14 protein-coding genes are annotated in these 15099 nt (G+C 69.7%); 7 read left to right on the top strand and 7 right to left on the bottom strand.

Translation table 11 applies throughout. The features are described from left to right. The 6 genes from GEMRO_RS0112270 to argC all read right to left on the bottom strand — a co-directional run bounded on the left by GEMRO_RS0112270 (position 1) and on the right by argC (position 5966). Positions 1-900: a dihydrodipicolinate synthase family protein gene (locus GEMRO_RS0112270; protein WP_027134222.1), complete on the bottom strand. Its 900-nt coding sequence runs from the start codon at positions 898-900 to the stop codon at positions 1-3. Between the two features lie 40 nt (positions 901-940). After that, positions 941-2044, bottom strand: coding sequence for a cis-3-hydroxy-L-proline dehydratase (locus GEMRO_RS0112275; protein WP_027134223.1), 1104 nt, complete (start codon positions 2042-2044; stop codon positions 941-943). Further along, positions 2041-2703 carry a GntR family transcriptional regulator gene (locus tag GEMRO_RS0112280; protein ID WP_035485224.1) on the bottom strand — a complete coding sequence of 221 codons (663 nt, stop codon included), beginning with the start codon at positions 2701-2703 and terminating at the stop codon, positions 2041-2043. The genes GEMRO_RS0112275 and GEMRO_RS0112280 overlap by 4 nt, the downstream gene beginning before the upstream one ends. 318 nt (positions 2704-3021) lie before the next feature. Further along, positions 3022-3612, bottom strand: coding sequence for a DNA-binding transcriptional response regulator (locus tag GEMRO_RS0112290; RefSeq protein WP_157505564.1), 591 nt, complete (start codon positions 3610-3612; stop codon positions 3022-3024). A gap of 81 nt (positions 3613-3693) precedes the next feature. Further along, complete coding sequence (locus tag GEMRO_RS29300) at positions 3694-4923, bottom strand: threonine ammonia-lyase (protein WP_051328994.1); 1230 nt, start codon at positions 4921-4923, stop codon at positions 3694-3696. After that, positions 4920-5966 (bottom strand): N-acetyl-gamma-glutamyl-phosphate reductase, encoded by a 1047-nt coding sequence (gene argC / locus GEMRO_RS0112300; RefSeq protein ID WP_027134226.1) that lies wholly within the window; start codon positions 5964-5966, stop codon positions 4920-4922. Before argC ends, GEMRO_RS29300 begins: the two co-directional genes overlap by 4 nt. Positions 5967-6159: 193 nt before the next feature. Here argC and purD point away from each other — a divergent pair, with 193 nt between their 5' ends. The 3 genes from purD (at position 6160) to GEMRO_RS0112315 (ending at position 9024) form a co-directional block, all read left to right on the top strand. Continuing rightward, entirely contained in the window at positions 6160-7434 is a 1275-nt protein-coding gene (purD, locus tag GEMRO_RS0112305; protein ID WP_027134227.1) for a phosphoribosylamine--glycine ligase, read from the top strand. A 61-nt stretch (positions 7435-7495) separates the two neighbouring features. Next, a complete protein-coding gene (locus GEMRO_RS0112310; RefSeq protein WP_027134228.1) occupies positions 7496-8068 on the top strand; it encodes a biotin transporter BioY in 573 nt (190 codons plus the stop codon). Next, a complete protein-coding gene (locus GEMRO_RS0112315) occupies positions 8065-9024 on the top strand; it encodes an L-threonylcarbamoyladenylate synthase (RefSeq protein ID WP_027134229.1) in 960 nt (319 codons plus the stop codon). Before GEMRO_RS0112310 ends, GEMRO_RS0112315 begins: the two co-directional genes overlap by 4 nt. Before the next feature lie 483 nt (positions 9025-9507). Here the strand turns inward: GEMRO_RS0112315 and GEMRO_RS35950 are convergent, their stop codons facing one another. Then, positions 9508-9846, bottom strand: coding sequence for a hypothetical protein (locus GEMRO_RS35950; protein ID WP_027134230.1), 339 nt, complete (start codon positions 9844-9846; stop codon positions 9508-9510). Positions 9847-9954: 108 nt separating this feature from the next. Here GEMRO_RS35950 and GEMRO_RS0112325 point away from each other — a divergent pair, with 108 nt between their 5' ends. From GEMRO_RS0112325 to GEMRO_RS0112340, 4 genes are all read left to right on the top strand, one after another. Continuing rightward, the gene (locus GEMRO_RS0112325; protein ID WP_027134231.1) at positions 9955-10947 is read left to right on the top strand and encodes a BMP family ABC transporter substrate-binding protein; all 993 of its coding nucleotides are present in this window, start codon (positions 9955-9957) and stop codon (positions 10945-10947) included. 24 nt (positions 10948-10971) lie between these two features. Beyond that, on the top strand, positions 10972-12507 hold the full coding sequence (locus GEMRO_RS0112330; RefSeq protein ID WP_027134232.1) for an ABC transporter ATP-binding protein: 1536 nt from the start codon (positions 10972-10974) through the stop codon (positions 12505-12507). Beyond that, complete coding sequence (locus GEMRO_RS0112335) at positions 12507-13616, top strand: ABC transporter permease (RefSeq protein WP_027134233.1); 1110 nt, start codon at positions 12507-12509, stop codon at positions 13614-13616. The genes GEMRO_RS0112330 and GEMRO_RS0112335 overlap by 1 nt, the downstream gene beginning before the upstream one ends. A gap of 351 nt (positions 13617-13967) precedes the next feature. Then, positions 13968-14942: an ABC transporter permease gene (locus GEMRO_RS0112340; RefSeq protein WP_027134234.1), complete on the top strand. Its 975-nt coding sequence runs from the start codon at positions 13968-13970 to the stop codon at positions 14940-14942. The last annotated feature ends 157 nt before the right edge of the window (positions 14943-15099 follow it).

The raw sequence follows: 15099 nt of genomic DNA on the forward strand, positions 1-15099 counted from the left end.
TCAGCCGAACGCCGGCCGCTCGGCCTGCGCCTTCTTGACCATCGCCTCCACCCGTGCCCGGTCCTCGCCCGCGATGGTCAGGCGGGGTGCCCGCACCGTCTCGCTGCCGCGGCCGACCAGGTGCTGGACCAGCTTGATGTACTGGACCAGCTTGGGGCTGGTATCGAGGTGGAACATCGGCGTCGCCCATCGATAGAGCGGCAGCGCCTCATTCCAGCGGCCCTCCTCCATCAGCTCCCACATCTTCACGGTCTCGGCCGGGAAGGCGTTGGCGATGCCGTGGACGCAGCCGACCGCACCCAGCAGCGCGCTCTCCATCATCAGGTCGTCGACGCCGCAGAACAGGGTGAAGCGGTCGCCGGTGGCGTTGATGATGTCGGTGAGCCGGCGGACGTCATCCGAGCTTTCCTTGATCGCCACCAGGGTCTTCTGGTCGGCCAGTTCCACGAAGGTCTCGGGCTTCAGGTCGACCCCGTAGACCATCGGGTTGTTGTAGGCGAGCACCGGCAGGTCGGTGGCGTTCAGCACGGTGCGGAAATGCGCGACGTTCTCGCGGGCGTCCGCCTTGTAGATCATGCCCGGCAGCACCATCAGCCCGTCCAGGCCCATGGCGGCGCAGTCCTCGGCATAGCGGCAGGCATCGGCGGTGCGGTTCTCGGCCACGCCCGCGATGATCGGCACCCGGCCACCCACCAGCTCCTTGGTGGCCTTGAGCACGTCGCGCTTCTCCCCGGCGGACAGGGAGCCGTTCTCGCCGACCGTGCCGAGCATGATCAGCCCGTGCACGCCGCTCTCCAGCAGCCACTCGACATGCTTGCCGTTGGCCGCGAAGTCGATGCGCTCGTCGTCGTGGAACTGGGTGGTGACGGCCGGAAAGACGCCGCGCCAGTTGATGCCCATGGAAGTCGTCCTCTTGCTTGAAGGTGGCAGACGGTCGGGTTCAGTCGATGGTGAAGACCGGTTCGCCCAGCTCGGCCAGGCGAGGGGTGACGCCCAGGCCGGGGCCGGGCGGCAGCCGCATGATCCCGCCGTCGCGCCGGGGGGCGCCGTCGGCGAAGGAGCGGGTCACGTAGCCGTTGAAGTCGGTGGCGGCGAACAGGTTGCGGGAAGGCGTGCTGGCAGCCGCGTGGGCGATCGCCGCGGTGGTGACGTCACCGCCCCAGCTGTCCTCGACGATCATCAAAAGGCCCAGCCGGGCGCACAACTCGCGGATCAGGCGGGCCTGGGTGAGGCCGCCGAGCTTGCTGAGCTTGATGTTGACCATGTCCATCGCCCGGTCGCGGGACGCCCGCAGGAGCGGCTCCAGCCCGTCGATGTTCTCGTCGAGCACGAAGGGCAGGGTGGTCCGCTCGCGCACCGACAGGCTCTCCTCGTAGGTGAGGCAGGGCTGCTCGATGAACAGGTCGAGATCCCGGACCGCGTTGACGACCCGCATCGCGTCCGCCGCCAGCCAGCCGGTGTTGGCGTCGGCCACCAGCCTGTCGGAAGGCTCCAGGATGGCGCGGCAGGCCCGGATCCGGGCGATGTCCTCGTCGGCGTCGCCGCCGACCTTGAGCTGGAAGCGCCGGTAGCCGGCGTCGCGATGGCTGCGCAGGTTGGCCGCCATCTCCTTGGCCGGGCGTTGGCTGATCGCGCGGTAGAGCGGGATCTCCGGGGTGACGATCCCGCCCAGGAGCGTCGCCACCGGCAGGTCGGCAGCCTTGCCCAGAAGGTCCCAGGCTGCCATGTCGAGGCCGGACTTCACGAACGGGTGGCCCTTGAGCTGGCCGTCCATCGCCTGCCAGAGCCGGCCGTGCTCGCAAGGGTCCAGGCCGAGCAGGTGGGGGCCGAGCTCGCGGATCCCGCCGCGCACGCCTTCGGCGTAGGCCGGCAGGTAGACCGGTCCCAGCGGGCAGACTTCGCCCCAGCCGGTGAGGCCGGCATCGGTGTCGAGCGCGACCAGCGTGGTGTCGAACACCTGCACGGACTTGCCGCCCGCCCACTGGTAGCTGCCCTCGGCGAGCGGCAGATCGATCTGCCAGACCCTGATCCCGGTGATTCTCATGCCGCCTTCTCCCGCTTATCGATCCAGCCGGTAAGCTCGTCCCGGGTCCGCTCCAGATGGTCGCGCAAGACCGTGACCGCCCGGGCGGCATCGGCCGCCTCGACCGCCGCCACCAGCTGGCGGTGCTCGGCGATCGCCCGGGGGGCGATGCCTTCCAGCGCCAGATGGGCGCCGACATAGGCCTCGACCCGCTCGTCGAATCCCTGCGCCAGGGAAGCGATCCGGGGCCGGCCCGCCGGCGCGTAGAGCTGCCGGTGGAAGGCCCGGTTCGCCGCTCCCCAGCCGCGACGGTCGTCGCCGGAAAGCTCGCGCTCGAACAGCGCCGCCGCCTCGCGCAGGGAACTCAGGCTGGCCGGCCCGAAGCGGGGCACTGCCCGTTCCAGCAGATGCGGTTCCAGCAGAAGGCGCAGCTCGAACAGCTCGGCGACCTCCTCGCTGGACAGGCCCGACACGAAGGCCCCCCGGTGCGGCGCGAACCGCACCCAGCCCTCGGCATCCAGCCGCTGCAGCGCCTCGCGCACCGGTATCCGGCTTAGCCCGAACATCTCCGCCACCGCCTCCTGGCGCAGATGCGCCCCCGCCGGCAGCTCCCCGGTCAGGATCCGCTGCCGGAGCTCCTGGACGACCTGATCGGCGGCGGTGCGATGGAGGCGCTGCATGAGGATCCCGTTCTGCTTGCCATGATTGGATACAATATCCAATCGCGATGTCCACCCCTCGCGGGAGGGTGCCTGCGCTCAGGCGGCCCGCGGACGCGGAACCAGCCGGCGATCCAGGCGGGCAGGCCGGAGGCTCAGGTCCAACCGGCGGCCCTGGTCCTGCGCGATCGCCAAGAAAAGGAGTTCAGCAGTCCACTTGGGACCGCGTCGGACCGCTGCGCCCGTTCTTCCCGATGGAACCACCCGAGGGGCGGTTGCGGAGCGCGCTTTATCGAGCGAGGGCGGGCTCGCGAGGAGCCAGTCCGGGTCGCTGTTCCTTCAGGGCAGGAGCCCGCCGCCCTTGACCAAGGCCACCAGCCCAACCCCCAGTGCTATCAGGAAGCCGCTGGCTAGCCCGGACGTCACCGCCGACCAGAATCTTGAGCGGGCATTCTCATAGGCGCGGGCCAGCCGGATTGCGGTCTTCACGCCGTCCTCGTCGTCCAGCCCCAGCCGCGCCATCAGCCGTTCGATCGCCTGGCTGACCGCCTGGTCGGCCGCCCGGCGGGCCACGATGTCGATCTCGCCCAGGATCTCGCGGCGCTCATCGGCCAGATGCCGGGGAAGGCAGGGGAGGGCAGGCGATGCCAGCACCGCGTCGAGCTGGCGGCGTGCCTGGGCGCAATCGCCGGTCGAGAACAGCACCGGCGTGCCCGGAAAGGCCCGGCCCAGCGCGTCGACGATCTCGGCGCCCTCGCCGTCCGGCAGGGTCAGTTCGGACAGGATGGCCTGCGGCTGCCAGCCCGGCCGTTCCCGCAGCAGCATCGCCTCGGCGAGGCTGGCGGTGCCGCGCAAATCCAGCCGCTCCCCGGGTTCCCGCTGGAGACCGGCGGCGAGGCGGGAGGTCGATTCCAGGATCAGCACGCGCACCTTGCCGCTCCGTGGCATGGGACAGGAGGCGTGTTCTACCACAAGTTGAAGAGAGCTTAAAGACTTTAGTCCTAGAATGGGCTAAAGCCCGCCGGCGGACGGCGCCTCGTCCAGGCCCCGCACCGCGTAGCCTTCGGCGGCCAGGGTGTTGCGGATCTGTGCGGCATGGGCGGCGTTGCGGGTCTCAATCGTCACGTCGACATCGGTCTGCATCACCGAGATCCGCGCGAACGCGCGCTGGTGCGCCACGTCGACCACGTTGCCGCCGCATTTCGCGATCAGCCCCGTCACCTTGGTCAGGCTGCCCGGCCGGTCGGGCAGGCTGACCCGGAAGCGCACCATCCGCTCGGTGCGCACCAGGCCGCGCAGGATCACGGCGGACAGAAGCCGGCTGTCGATGTTGCCGCCGCACAAGGTCAGCCCGACCTTGCGCCCGCGGAACCGGTCGCCATTGGCGAGCAGGGCGGCCAGGCCGGCGGCTCCGGCGCCCTCCACCACGGTCTTCTCGATCTCGAGCAGCATCAGGACCGCGGTCTCCAGCGCCGCCTCGTCCACCAGCACGACATCGTCGACCAGTTCCTCGATGATCGGCAGGGTGAGGGCGCCCGGATGCTTGACCGCGATGCCCTCGGCGATGGTGGGGCCGCCCGCCTCGATCGGCAGGCCGCGCCGCAGCCGCCACACCGTCGGATAGAGCGCCGCCTCCACCCCCACGATCTCGATGCCTGGCCGGATCGCCTTGGCTGCGGTGGCCATGCCCGAGATCAGCCCACCGCCGCCGATCGGCACCACCAGCACGTCCAGGTCCGGGTGGTCCTCCAGCATCTCCAGGGCGATGGTGCCCTGCCCGGCGATCACCGCCGGGTCGTCGAACGGGTGGACGAACAGCAGGTTCTCGTCGGCAGCGATGGCGCGGGCGTGGCTGCCCGCCTCCTCGACGCTCTCACCGAACAGTTCCACCCGGGCACCGAGCTTGCGGGTGTTCTCGACCTTCACGATCGGGGTGAAGGCCGGCATCACGATCACCGAAGGAATGCCCAGCCGGCTGGCATGATAGGCCACCCCCTGGGCATGGTTGCCGGCCGACATGGCGATCACGCCCCGCGCGCGCTCTTCTGGGCTTGCCTGGAGCAGGCGGTTGAGCGCCCCGCGCTCCTTGAACGAGGCGGTGTACTGGAAGTTCTCGAACTTCAGCCGGACATCCGCGCCGGTGATCTCCGAGAGGGTGCGCGACGGCAGGCAGGGCGGGCGCGCCACTGCACCGGCGATATGCCGGTGCGCCGCCTGCACGTCGGCCAGGGTCACGGTCACGGGTAGAGGGGGCCGATGGTCAGGCCGCTGGTCTCCGGCAGGCCGGTCATCACGTTCATGTTCTGCAGGGCCTGGCCGGACGCACCCTTGATGAGGTTGTCGGTCACCGAGAGGAGGATCGCCCGGCCCTTGATCCGGTCGGGATGCACCGCGATCAGGCAGTGGTTCGAGCCGCGCACCTGCTTGGTCGAGGGCAGGGACTTGGGGGGAAGGACATGCACGAACGGCTCGTCGGCATAGGCCTCCTCCAGCCGCTCCTGCAGGTCCTGGACCTCCACGCCGTCCTTCATCCGCACATAGCTGGTGGCGAAGATCCCGCGCAGCATCGGCACCAAATGCGGGGTGAAGCTCACCTCGACCTTCCCGCCGCCGAACTCGCTCAGGCACTGGTCGATCTCGGGCGCATGCCGGTGGTTGCCGACGCCATAGGCGGAAAATCCGTCGGCCGCCTCGGCGAACAGCAGGTTCTCCCGCAGCGAGCGCCCGGCCCCGGACACGCCGGACTTGCCGTCGATCACGATCGGGTCGCGCTCGATCAGTTCCTCGGCCAGCAGCGGCACCAGCGGCAGTTCGGCGGTGGTCGTGTAGCAGCCGGGATTGGCCACCAGCCGGGTCGCCTTCACCTTGTCCCGGTAGTGCTCGGTCAGGCCGTAGACCGCTTCCTTCTGCAGTTCCACCGCCGCGTGCGGATGGCCGTAGACCTGGTGGTAGAGCTTCGGGTCGTAGAGGCGGAAGTCGGCGGACAGGTCGACGATCTTCACGTTGTGCGGCAGGTCGCGCAGCACTTCCTGGGTGGTGCCGTGCGGCAGGCAGCAGAACACCACGTCCAGCGCGGCGAAGTCGACATCCTCGATCTTCACCAGCTTCGGCAGCTTCTGCATCGCCAGATGCGGGAAGACCTCGCCGATCTGCTTGCCGGCCATGCGATCGCCGGTCAGGACCTCGACCTGGACCCGGTCGTGCTGCTCCAGCAGGCGCAGCAGTTCCGCGCCCGTGTAGCCCGACGCACCCAGCACACCCACCGCGAGTTTCGACGCTGCCATGTTCCTCACTCCAGTCGCGCCGAGCAGATAGAGCCGGACGGGGTCCTTGTGCAACGCGCGGGATTGGGTGCCGCCGTTACTGCAGCCATGAGAGTCGACCCCGCCCGGCTGCCCAGTCCGGCATCCGTGCACGCATGTCTTGCGGCATTCGACCGGACGGTCCAACACGTTCCCGCTGAGCGGAGAGACGTCCTTGAAAACCCTCGTCATCGGCAGCGGCGGCCGGGAGCATGCGCTCTGCTGGTCGCTGGCCGCCTCCCCCATGGTCAGCGAAGTCCTGTGCGCGCCGGGCAATGCCGGCATCGCCGCGGTCGCCCGGTGCGTTGCCGTCGCCGTGGACGATATCGACGGCCTGGTCCGCCTGGCGCTGGCCGAAGCCGTCGGGCTGGTCGTGGTGGGGCCGGAGCTGCCGCTGACCCTGGGCCTGGTCGACCGGCTGGCGGAAGCCGGCATCCGCGCCTTTGGGCCCTCGGCCAGCGCTGCCCAGCTGGAGAGTTCCAAGGCATTCACCAAGGATTTCTGCACCCGCCACCATATTCCCACCGCCCGCTACCGCACCTTCACCAAGGACAGGGCCGCCGAGGCCAGGGCCTATGTGGAGGCCGAAGGTGCGCCGATCGTGATCAAGGCCGACGGCCTGGCCGCGGGCAAGGGCGTGGTCGTCGCGCTGACCCTGGACGAGGCGCTGGCGGCGGTGGACGACGCGTTCGCCGGCGGCTTCGGCGAGGCCGGCGCCACCCTGGTGGTCGAGGAGTGCCTGGTCGGCGAGGAGGCGTCCATGTTCGCCTTGTGCGACGGCACCCACGCCTTGGAGATCGGCACCGCCCAGGACCACAAGCGCGCGTTCGACGGCGATCAGGGGCCCAACACCGGCGGGATGGGCGCCTATTCGCCCGCTCCGATCCTGACCGACGCCCTGGTCGAGCAGGTGATGGCGACCATCATCCGGCCCACGCTGAAAGGCATGGCGGAGGAGGGCAATCCGTTCCAGGGCTTCCTCTATGCCGGGCTGATGCTGACGGCCGAGGGGCCGAAGCTGATCGAGTACAATGTCCGCTTCGGCGATCCGGAGTGCCAGGTCGTCCTGCCGCGCCTGATGACCGATCTGTGCCAGCTCCTGCAGGGTGCCATCGACGGCCAGCTCGCCCATATGAGCCTGCGCTGGTTTCCTGCCCATGCGCTGAGCGTTGTGATGGCCGCGAACGGCTATCCCGGCGCCTATGCCAGGAACACCGAGATCCGCATCCCGGCCGACCTGGAGGGCGACGACCTGCTCCTGTTCCATGCCGGCACCCGCGCGGAAGGCGGGCGCCTGCTCGCCAGCGGCGGCCGGGTCCTGAACGTCACCGGCATCGGCGCCGACCTCCAGCAGGCCCGCGACCGCGCCTATGCCGCGGTCGAGCGGATCGACTGGCCGGACGGCTTCTGCCGCAAGGATATCGGCTGGCGGGCGCTCGCCCGCTCCTGACGCTTGCGCTCGGCATCCGCCGACTTAATCTGCACCCCGCCTCCAGCCTGCAGGAACCGCCATGTCCACGACCACCGCATCCCCGATCGACCAGCTGTGGCCGACTGACCGGCCGGCCCTGCGCAACCTGGCGCTGGTGCTGTTCGGCACGCTGCTCCTGGCCGCCTCGGCCAAGATCCAGGTGCCGTTCTGGCCGGTCCCGATGACCATGCAGACCGCCATCGTCGTGCTGATCGGCATGGCCTATGGCTGGCGCCTGGGTGCCGCCACCGTGGTCGCCTATCTGGCGGAGGGCGCCATGGGCCTGCCGGTGTTCACCGGCACGCCGGAGCGTGGCCTTGGCCTCGCCTACATGGTCGGCCCGACCGGCGGCTACCTGCTGGGCTTCGTTGCCGCTGCCGCCATCGCTGGGTGGCTGGTGCGCTCGGGCCAGGGCCTGGCCCGCATCTCCGCCGCTGTCGTCGCTGGCATCGCGACCATCTTCGTGCTGGGCGTGGCCTGGCTGTCGGTCCTGGTGGGCTTCGAGAACGCCGTCACCCATGGCGTCCTGCCGTTCCTGCCGAGCGAGATCGCCAAGATCCTGCTGGCGATCGCGGCCGGCGTCGCCATGTTCCGGGTCCGCGCCAAGGCGTGAGCCCGATCGTCCCACCCGATCCTCCGTCGATCCGGGAGGCGGCCGAGCATCTGTGCTCCGGCCGCCTCGTCGCTTTTCCGACCGAGACCGTCTACGGGCTGGGCGCGGACGCCACCGACGACGCGGCCGTGCAGAGCGTCTACCGGGCCAAGGGCAGGCCGGCCCACAACCCGCTGATCGTCCATGTCGCCGACATCAAGGCGGCCGGGCGCCTGGTCGATCTGGACGAGCGGTCCCTGCTCCTGGCAAAGGCATTCTGGCCGGGGCCGCTCACCCTGGTGCTGCCTGCCCGGTCCGGCAATCCGGTCTCCCGCCATGCCACGGCCGGCCTCGCCACCCTCGCGATCCGGGTCCCCGCCCATCCGGTGGCGCAGGCGCTGCTGCGCCAGGCAGGACGCCCGGTCGTGGCGCCCTCCGCCAACCCTTCCGGGCGGATCAGCCCGACCACGGCCCGGCACGTGGCCGAGGATCTGGGCCATGCGGTGGCGATGGTGCTGGATGGGGGTGTCTGCCAGGTAGGACTTGAGAGCACGGTGATCGGGCTGGCGGAGCCCGGCCGCGCCACGCTGCTGCGCCCGGGCGGCCTGCCCCGCCAGGAGATCGAGGCGATCCTGGGTCCCCTGGCGGCACCCGGCGACGACCCGGATCGCCCGGCTTCGCCCGGCATGCTCGCCTCGCACTATGCGCCGGCCGCCCCGGTCCGCCTGGACGCCTCCTCCGTGGCTCCCGATGAGGCGCTGCTGGCCTTCGGGCCGAATGTTCCGCCAGGCGCCCGTTCGACTTTCAACCTCAGTCCGACCGGCAACCTCGCCGAAGCCGCCGCCAACCTGTTCGCCATGCTCCGCCTGGCCGACCGGTCCGGCGCCGCCCGGATCGCCGTCATGCCGATCGAGGGGCAGGGCCTAGCCGAAGCGATCCGCGACCGCCTCCGCCGGGCCGCCGCGCCGAGACACTGACCCGGGCGCTCCCACCGGCGGCGGACCCAAGTGCGGCCAGGGTCCAGCCGGGTCTGCCGCAAGCCGGCACGTGGAGGCAGGGCGATCCACAAGGCACGCGCCCACGCCGGCCTGGCAGGGGCTGCGCCTCCTCCACCTCGCCGAGGGAGCAAGGCAGCAGCCAGCCTGCACAAATCGTGAGGCCTCTTTCGTGAGGCTCCGTTCCGGGGAGCACGATGCCGGCCGGGTCAAAGGCCGAAGGAGATGCCGGGAACGCCAGCAAGGGCCTGCGATAGCCGCCGACCTTGGGCAGCCGGGTGCTCCCGCTCGCCCGCATTTGCGAATGCACTGCCATCGGGTCCACCGCCAAGTAGCCCGCTGCCTACCGGGCTGGCCAGCTACGGCCTGCACCCTCCAGCAAAACCCGCACGCACGCGAACCTCAAACGCTCAGGAGCATTTCAAGTTCAGTTGAACGCATATTGTGCGTCCTGGAGGTGGTTGGCTACTCGGCTGGGCTGAAGGCATCGAGCAGCCGACCGATGGTGTTCCAAACGGTCTCGCGGCTTCGGACCGCCGCCTGACGCCGGAGCGTCTTGAGCTTGGCAAAGACCTGCCCGCCTCCCGGTCCTCCTGGACCGCTCCCTGCAAAGGATGCGTGCAGGAGCACGCGGCGGCGCCACACCTCGTCCGGTGCGAGGGGCGGCGCCAGGAACTGCTGGACCTGGGCATGGAAGGTCGAACCGGTCATCGGCCCGTCCAGGAAGAGCGGAACGGCGATGCCGCTGCTGCGTCGCCCGGCGAGATAGGTGGTGACCTGCCAAGTGGCCGGCGGCGGCATCATGCCCAGGACGAGATGCGAGGAGCCCGCGCCGAACGGCTTGCCATCGGCGTCGGCCCGCCTAGGCTCATCCCATGCCAGCGGCGGCGTGCCGCCAGTCTTGGGGAGACGATGATGATCCGCCGTTCGGCCCTTCTCGCCGCAGCCAGCCTCCTGGCCTTCTCGGTTGCCGCCCAGGCCCAGGAGGACTTCCAGCCGGCCCTGATCTTCGACATGGGCGGCAAGTTCGACAAATCCTTCAACGAGGCTGCCTACAACGGCGCGGAGAAGTTCAAGGCCGAGACCGGCATCGGCTATCTCGAGTTCGAGGTCACCAACGAGAGCCAGCGCGACCAGGCCCTGGAGCGCATGGCCAGGCGCGCCGACATCGTGGTGGTGGTCGGCTTCGCGTTCGGCACCTCGCTGGAGACGCTCTCCGAGCGCTATCCCGACGCCAAGTTCACCATCATCGACGCCAGCGTCGACAAGCCCAACGTCCAGTCGATCCTCTTCAAGGAGCACGAAGGCAGCTATCTGGTCGGGATGGCCGCGGCCCTGAAAAGCCAGACCGGCAAGATCGGCTTCGTGGGCGGCATGGACATCCCGCTGATCCACAATTTCGAGTATGGCTACGAGCAGGGCGCCAAGGCGGCCAACCCCGACATCAAGCTGACCTCCAACTATGTCGGCACCACCCCGGCCGCCTGGAGCGATTCCACCCGGGCGAAGGAACTGGCCTTCAGCCACTACGACAGCGGCGCGGACGTGGTCTATGCCGCCGCCGGCGCCGCTGGCCTGGGCGTGCTGGAAGCGTCCAAGGACAAGGACGAGTTCTCGATCGGCGTCGACAGCAACCAGAACCATCTCTACCCGGGCCATGTGCTGACCTCGATGCTCAAGCGCGTCGACGTCGCGGTCTACGAGGCCTTCAAGGCCGCGCAGGACAACAGCTGGCAGCCGGGCATGCTCAATCTGGGTCTGAAGGAAGACGGCGTGGACTACGCGCTGGACGAGAACAACCGGGAGGTCCTCACGCCGGAGATCGTCGCGAAGCTCGACGAGGCCAAGGCCAAGATCATCGCCGGCGAGATCGAGGTCCAGGACTACTACTCGACGCAGCAGTGACCCCTGGCCGGTAGCGGGGTCCGGATGTTCCAGCGCCAGCAGGTCGCCCCCGCGGCGCCCGCGGTCGAACTGCGCGGCATCGACAAGCGCTTCGGGCCGGTCCACGCCAACCGGGCGGTCGACCTGCGGGTCGAGGCCGGCACGATCCACGGCATTGTCGGGGAGAACGGCGCCGGCAAGTCGACCCTGATGAACATTCTCTATGGCTTTTATCAGGCTGATTCCGGTCAGGTCCTGATCGAGGGCCAGCCGGTCCGGGTCGACGGCCCGCAGGACGCGATCCGGGCCGGGATCGGCATGGTCTTCCAGCACTTCATGCTGGTCGAGACTTTCACGGTCCTGGAGAACATGCTGCTCGGTGCCGAGGGAGGGCTGCTCCTCAAGGGCGGGGCCGGGCGGGCGCGGGCGGAGATCCTGCGCCTGGAGCGCGAGTACCGCCTCGACGTGCCGCTCGACGCCCTGGTTTCCGACCTGCCGGTCGGCGTCCAGCAGCGGGTCGAGATCCTCAAGGCCCTCTACCGGGGTGCCCGCATCCTGATCCTGGACGAGCCCACCGGCGTGCTCACCCCCCAGGAAGCCGACCATCTGTTCCGGATCCTAAAGAGCCTGCGCGCGCAGGGCCGCACCATCGTCCTGATCACCCACAAGCTGCGCGAGATCATGGCCGTGACCGACCGGGTGAGCGTCATGCGCCAGGGCACCATGGTCGCCCATCGGACCACCAGCTCCACCTCCCGCGAGGAGCTTGCCGAGCTGATGGTCGGCCGCAAGGTCCTGCTCCGCGTGGACAAGGAGCCGGCGCGGCCGGGTGAACCCGCCCTGCGCGTCCAGGACCTGGTCGTCACCGACCGCCAGGGCGTCCAGCGGGTCAGGAACGTCTCGTTCGAGGTGCGGCGCGGCGAGATCCTGGGCATTGCCGGCGTGGCCGGCAACGGCCAGTCGGAGCTCCTGGAGGCGGTCACCGGCATCCGTGCCGCCACCTCCGGCTGGATCGAGCTGGACGGCCGGCCGGTCGAGGGCGGCGGCAGCCGCCCCGAGGGCCTGGGCCATGTGCCCGAGGACCGCCTGCGGATGGGGCTGGTCCGCGGCTTTCCCGCCTGGGAGAACGCGTTCCTCGGCTACCAGGACCGGCCCGGCTGCAGCGACGGCCTGTTCCTGGACCGTGCCCTGCTCAGGAAGCGCTGCGCGTCCTGGATGGAGATCTTCGACGTCCGTCCCCCCGATCCCGCCTACGACGCCAGCGCCTTCTCCGGAGGCAACCAGCAGAAGCTGGTCCTGGCCCGCGAGATCGAGCACGACCCTGTCCTGCTCGTGGTCGGCCAGCCCACCCGCGGCGTCGATATCGGCGCCATCGAGTTCATCCACCGCCGCCTGATCGAGATGCGCGACGCCGGCAAGGCGGTCCTGCTGGTCTCGGTCGAGCTCGACGAGATCCTCTCCCTCGCCGACCGGATCCTGGTCATGTTCGACGGCACGTTCACCGGCGAGCTCACCGCCGCTGCCGCCGACGAGAAGAAAATCGGCCTGCTCATGGCCGGCATCCGCAAAGGGGCGGCCTGATGGCGGCCGGGCCTTCCAGGAAGCTGCCCGCCTGGGCCGACTATGGCCTCCTGCCGCTCCTCAACCTGGTGGTCGCGTTCCTGATCGCCAGCCTAGTGGTGCTGGCGCTGGGCGAGAACCCGCTGGAAGCATCCGGCTATCTGGTGCGCGGCGCGTTCGGCAACGCCGAGCTGTTCAGCTGGACCCTGTTCTACGCGACCAATTTCGTCTTCACTGGCCTGGCAGTCGCGATCGCCTTCCATGCCGGCCTGTTCAATATCGGCGCCGAGGGCCAAGCCTATATAGGCGGCCTCGGCCTCACCCTGGTCTGCCTTTATCTGGGCGACCTGCCGTTCCTGGTGGTCCTGCCGCTGGCCACCCTCGCAGCCGCCGCCTTCGGCGCCGCCTGGGGCTTCATCCCGGGATGGCTGCAGGCCAGGCGCGGCAGCCACATCGTCATCACGACGATCATGTTCAATTTTATTGCCGCGTCGATCATGACCTACCTCCTGGTCTACGTCCTGATCCGACCTGGCAGCTCCTCGCCCGAATCCGCCACCTTCCCGCCAAATGCTTGGCTGCCGCAGCTCTGGGAGATTGCGGGCGCCCTCGGCCTGGACCTGCCGCGCAGCCCGCTCAACCTCGCCTTCTTCTGGGCGCTGATCTGCGCCTTGCTGGTCTGGCTGTTCCTGACCCGCACCCGCGCCGGGTTCGAGCTGCGGGTGGTCGGCCGCAACGACCAGGCAGCCGTCTATGCCGGGATCTCGCCGGCGCGCTGGCAGATGATCGCCATGGCGCTCTCCGGGGCTCTCGCGTCCTTCATCGCGCTCAACGAGGTGATGGGCAGCCATCACCGCCTGCTCCTGAACTTCACCGGCGGCTACGGCTTCGTCGGCATCGCCGTCGCGCTGATGGGCCGCAACCATCCGGTCGGCATCCTGCTGGCCGCCCTCCTGTTCGGCGCCCTCTACCAGGGCGGCTCGGAACTCGCCTTCGACATGCCGGCGATCACCAAGGACATGGTGGTGGTCGTCCAGGGCCTGGTGATCCTGTTCGCCGGGGCGCTGGAACATTTCTTCCGTCCGACCCTGGAGCGCATGTTCCGCCCCCGCCGGGCGGCCCCGGCATGAGCGTCTTGGCCGCCACTCCCGCGCCGGACCGGGCCGGCCCATCGGTACGAGGCCAGATCCGCTTCTGGCGAGCGCCCGGCGTTCCGTCGCCCACCCGCCCGGATCGACCTGTCCGCCATCCGCTGCGGCCGGAAGGAGGCCGGGCCCGCTGCCGGCCGGGGTGGGTGTCCGCCACGCGTGGCCAATCGTCAGCAGCACGAGGCGGAAGTGTTCTCTGTCGTCCAGCCTGCGGGGCGCGCATGCCGACGGCAGGCCCATGGCCATTTCATTTGCAGGATCCGGCAGCACGGCCCGCCGCTTCCGGGCCCTCCGGCCGGTCTGGCAGGGCCACCGGCATCGGGAGGCCTGGGCATGGATGACTACTGGCTTCCGACCCTCCTCCTGCTGGACAGCACGATCCGGCTGGCGACGCCGCTGATCCTGGCCGCTCTTGCCGGTCTGTTCTGCGAACGGGCCGGGGTCGTCAACATCGCCCTGGAGGGCAAGCTCCTGGGCGGCGCCTTTGCCGCGGCCGCCACCGCCCAGTTCACCGGCAGCGCCTGGCTGGGGGTCCTGGCCGCGATGGGGTTCGGCTGGATGCTGGCGATGATCCACGGCTTCGCCACCATCACCCACAAGGGCGACCAGGTCGTCTCCGGCATGGCGCTGAACATCCTGGTGGCGGGGCTGGGGCCGGTTTTGGCCAATGCCTGGTTCCAGCAGGCCGGCCGGATTCCCGTCACCGCCGAAGGCGCCCGCTTCCCCTCGATCAGCCTGCCGCTGGCGGAAAGCGCCCGGGCGGTCCCGGTCGTGGGCAGCATCTATGCGGAACTGGTCTCCGGCCATAACCTCCTGGTGTATTTCTCGCTCCTGGCGGTGCCGGCCACCTTCTGGGTTGTCTGGAAGACGCGGTTCGGCCTTCGGCTGCGCGCGGTCGGCGAGAACCCCGCCGCCGTGGACACGGCCGGCATCTCGGTGCCCTGGATGCGCTACCGGGCCCTGATGGTATCCGGCGCCCTGTGCGGGATCGGCGGCGCCTATCTGTCGATCGCCCAGAACGCGGGCTACCTGCGCGACATGAGCGCCGGCAAGGGCTACCTGGCCCTGGCGGCCCTGATCTTCGGCAAATGGCGCCCGGTGCCGACCCTGCTCGCCTGCCTCCTGTTCGCGTTCACCGATGCCCTGCAGATCCGCCTGCAAGGCGCGCCGCTGCCCCTGATCGGGGAAGTGCCCACCCAGTTCGTGCAGGCGATCCCCTATGTCGTGACCGTGATCCTCCTGGCCGGCTTCGTCGGTCGCGCCGTGGCGCCCAAGGCGATCGGGGTGCCTTATGAGAAGGACCGCTGAGGTGGCGCCGGCCAGACTGGCGCCGCGTTGATCGGGCGGCTCCACCGGACATGCCGGACCCTGCCGGCGGCGCGCGATCAACCGCAGGAGCAGCACGACGAGCGGATGCATGATAGTGTGAAGGCGGATGGTCCTCATCGCCCGTCCTGGTCCAGCG

The organism is Geminicoccus roseus DSM 18922 (assembly GCF_000427665.1).
GTDB lineage: Bacteria > Pseudomonadota > Alphaproteobacteria > Geminicoccales > Geminicoccaceae > Geminicoccus > Geminicoccus roseus.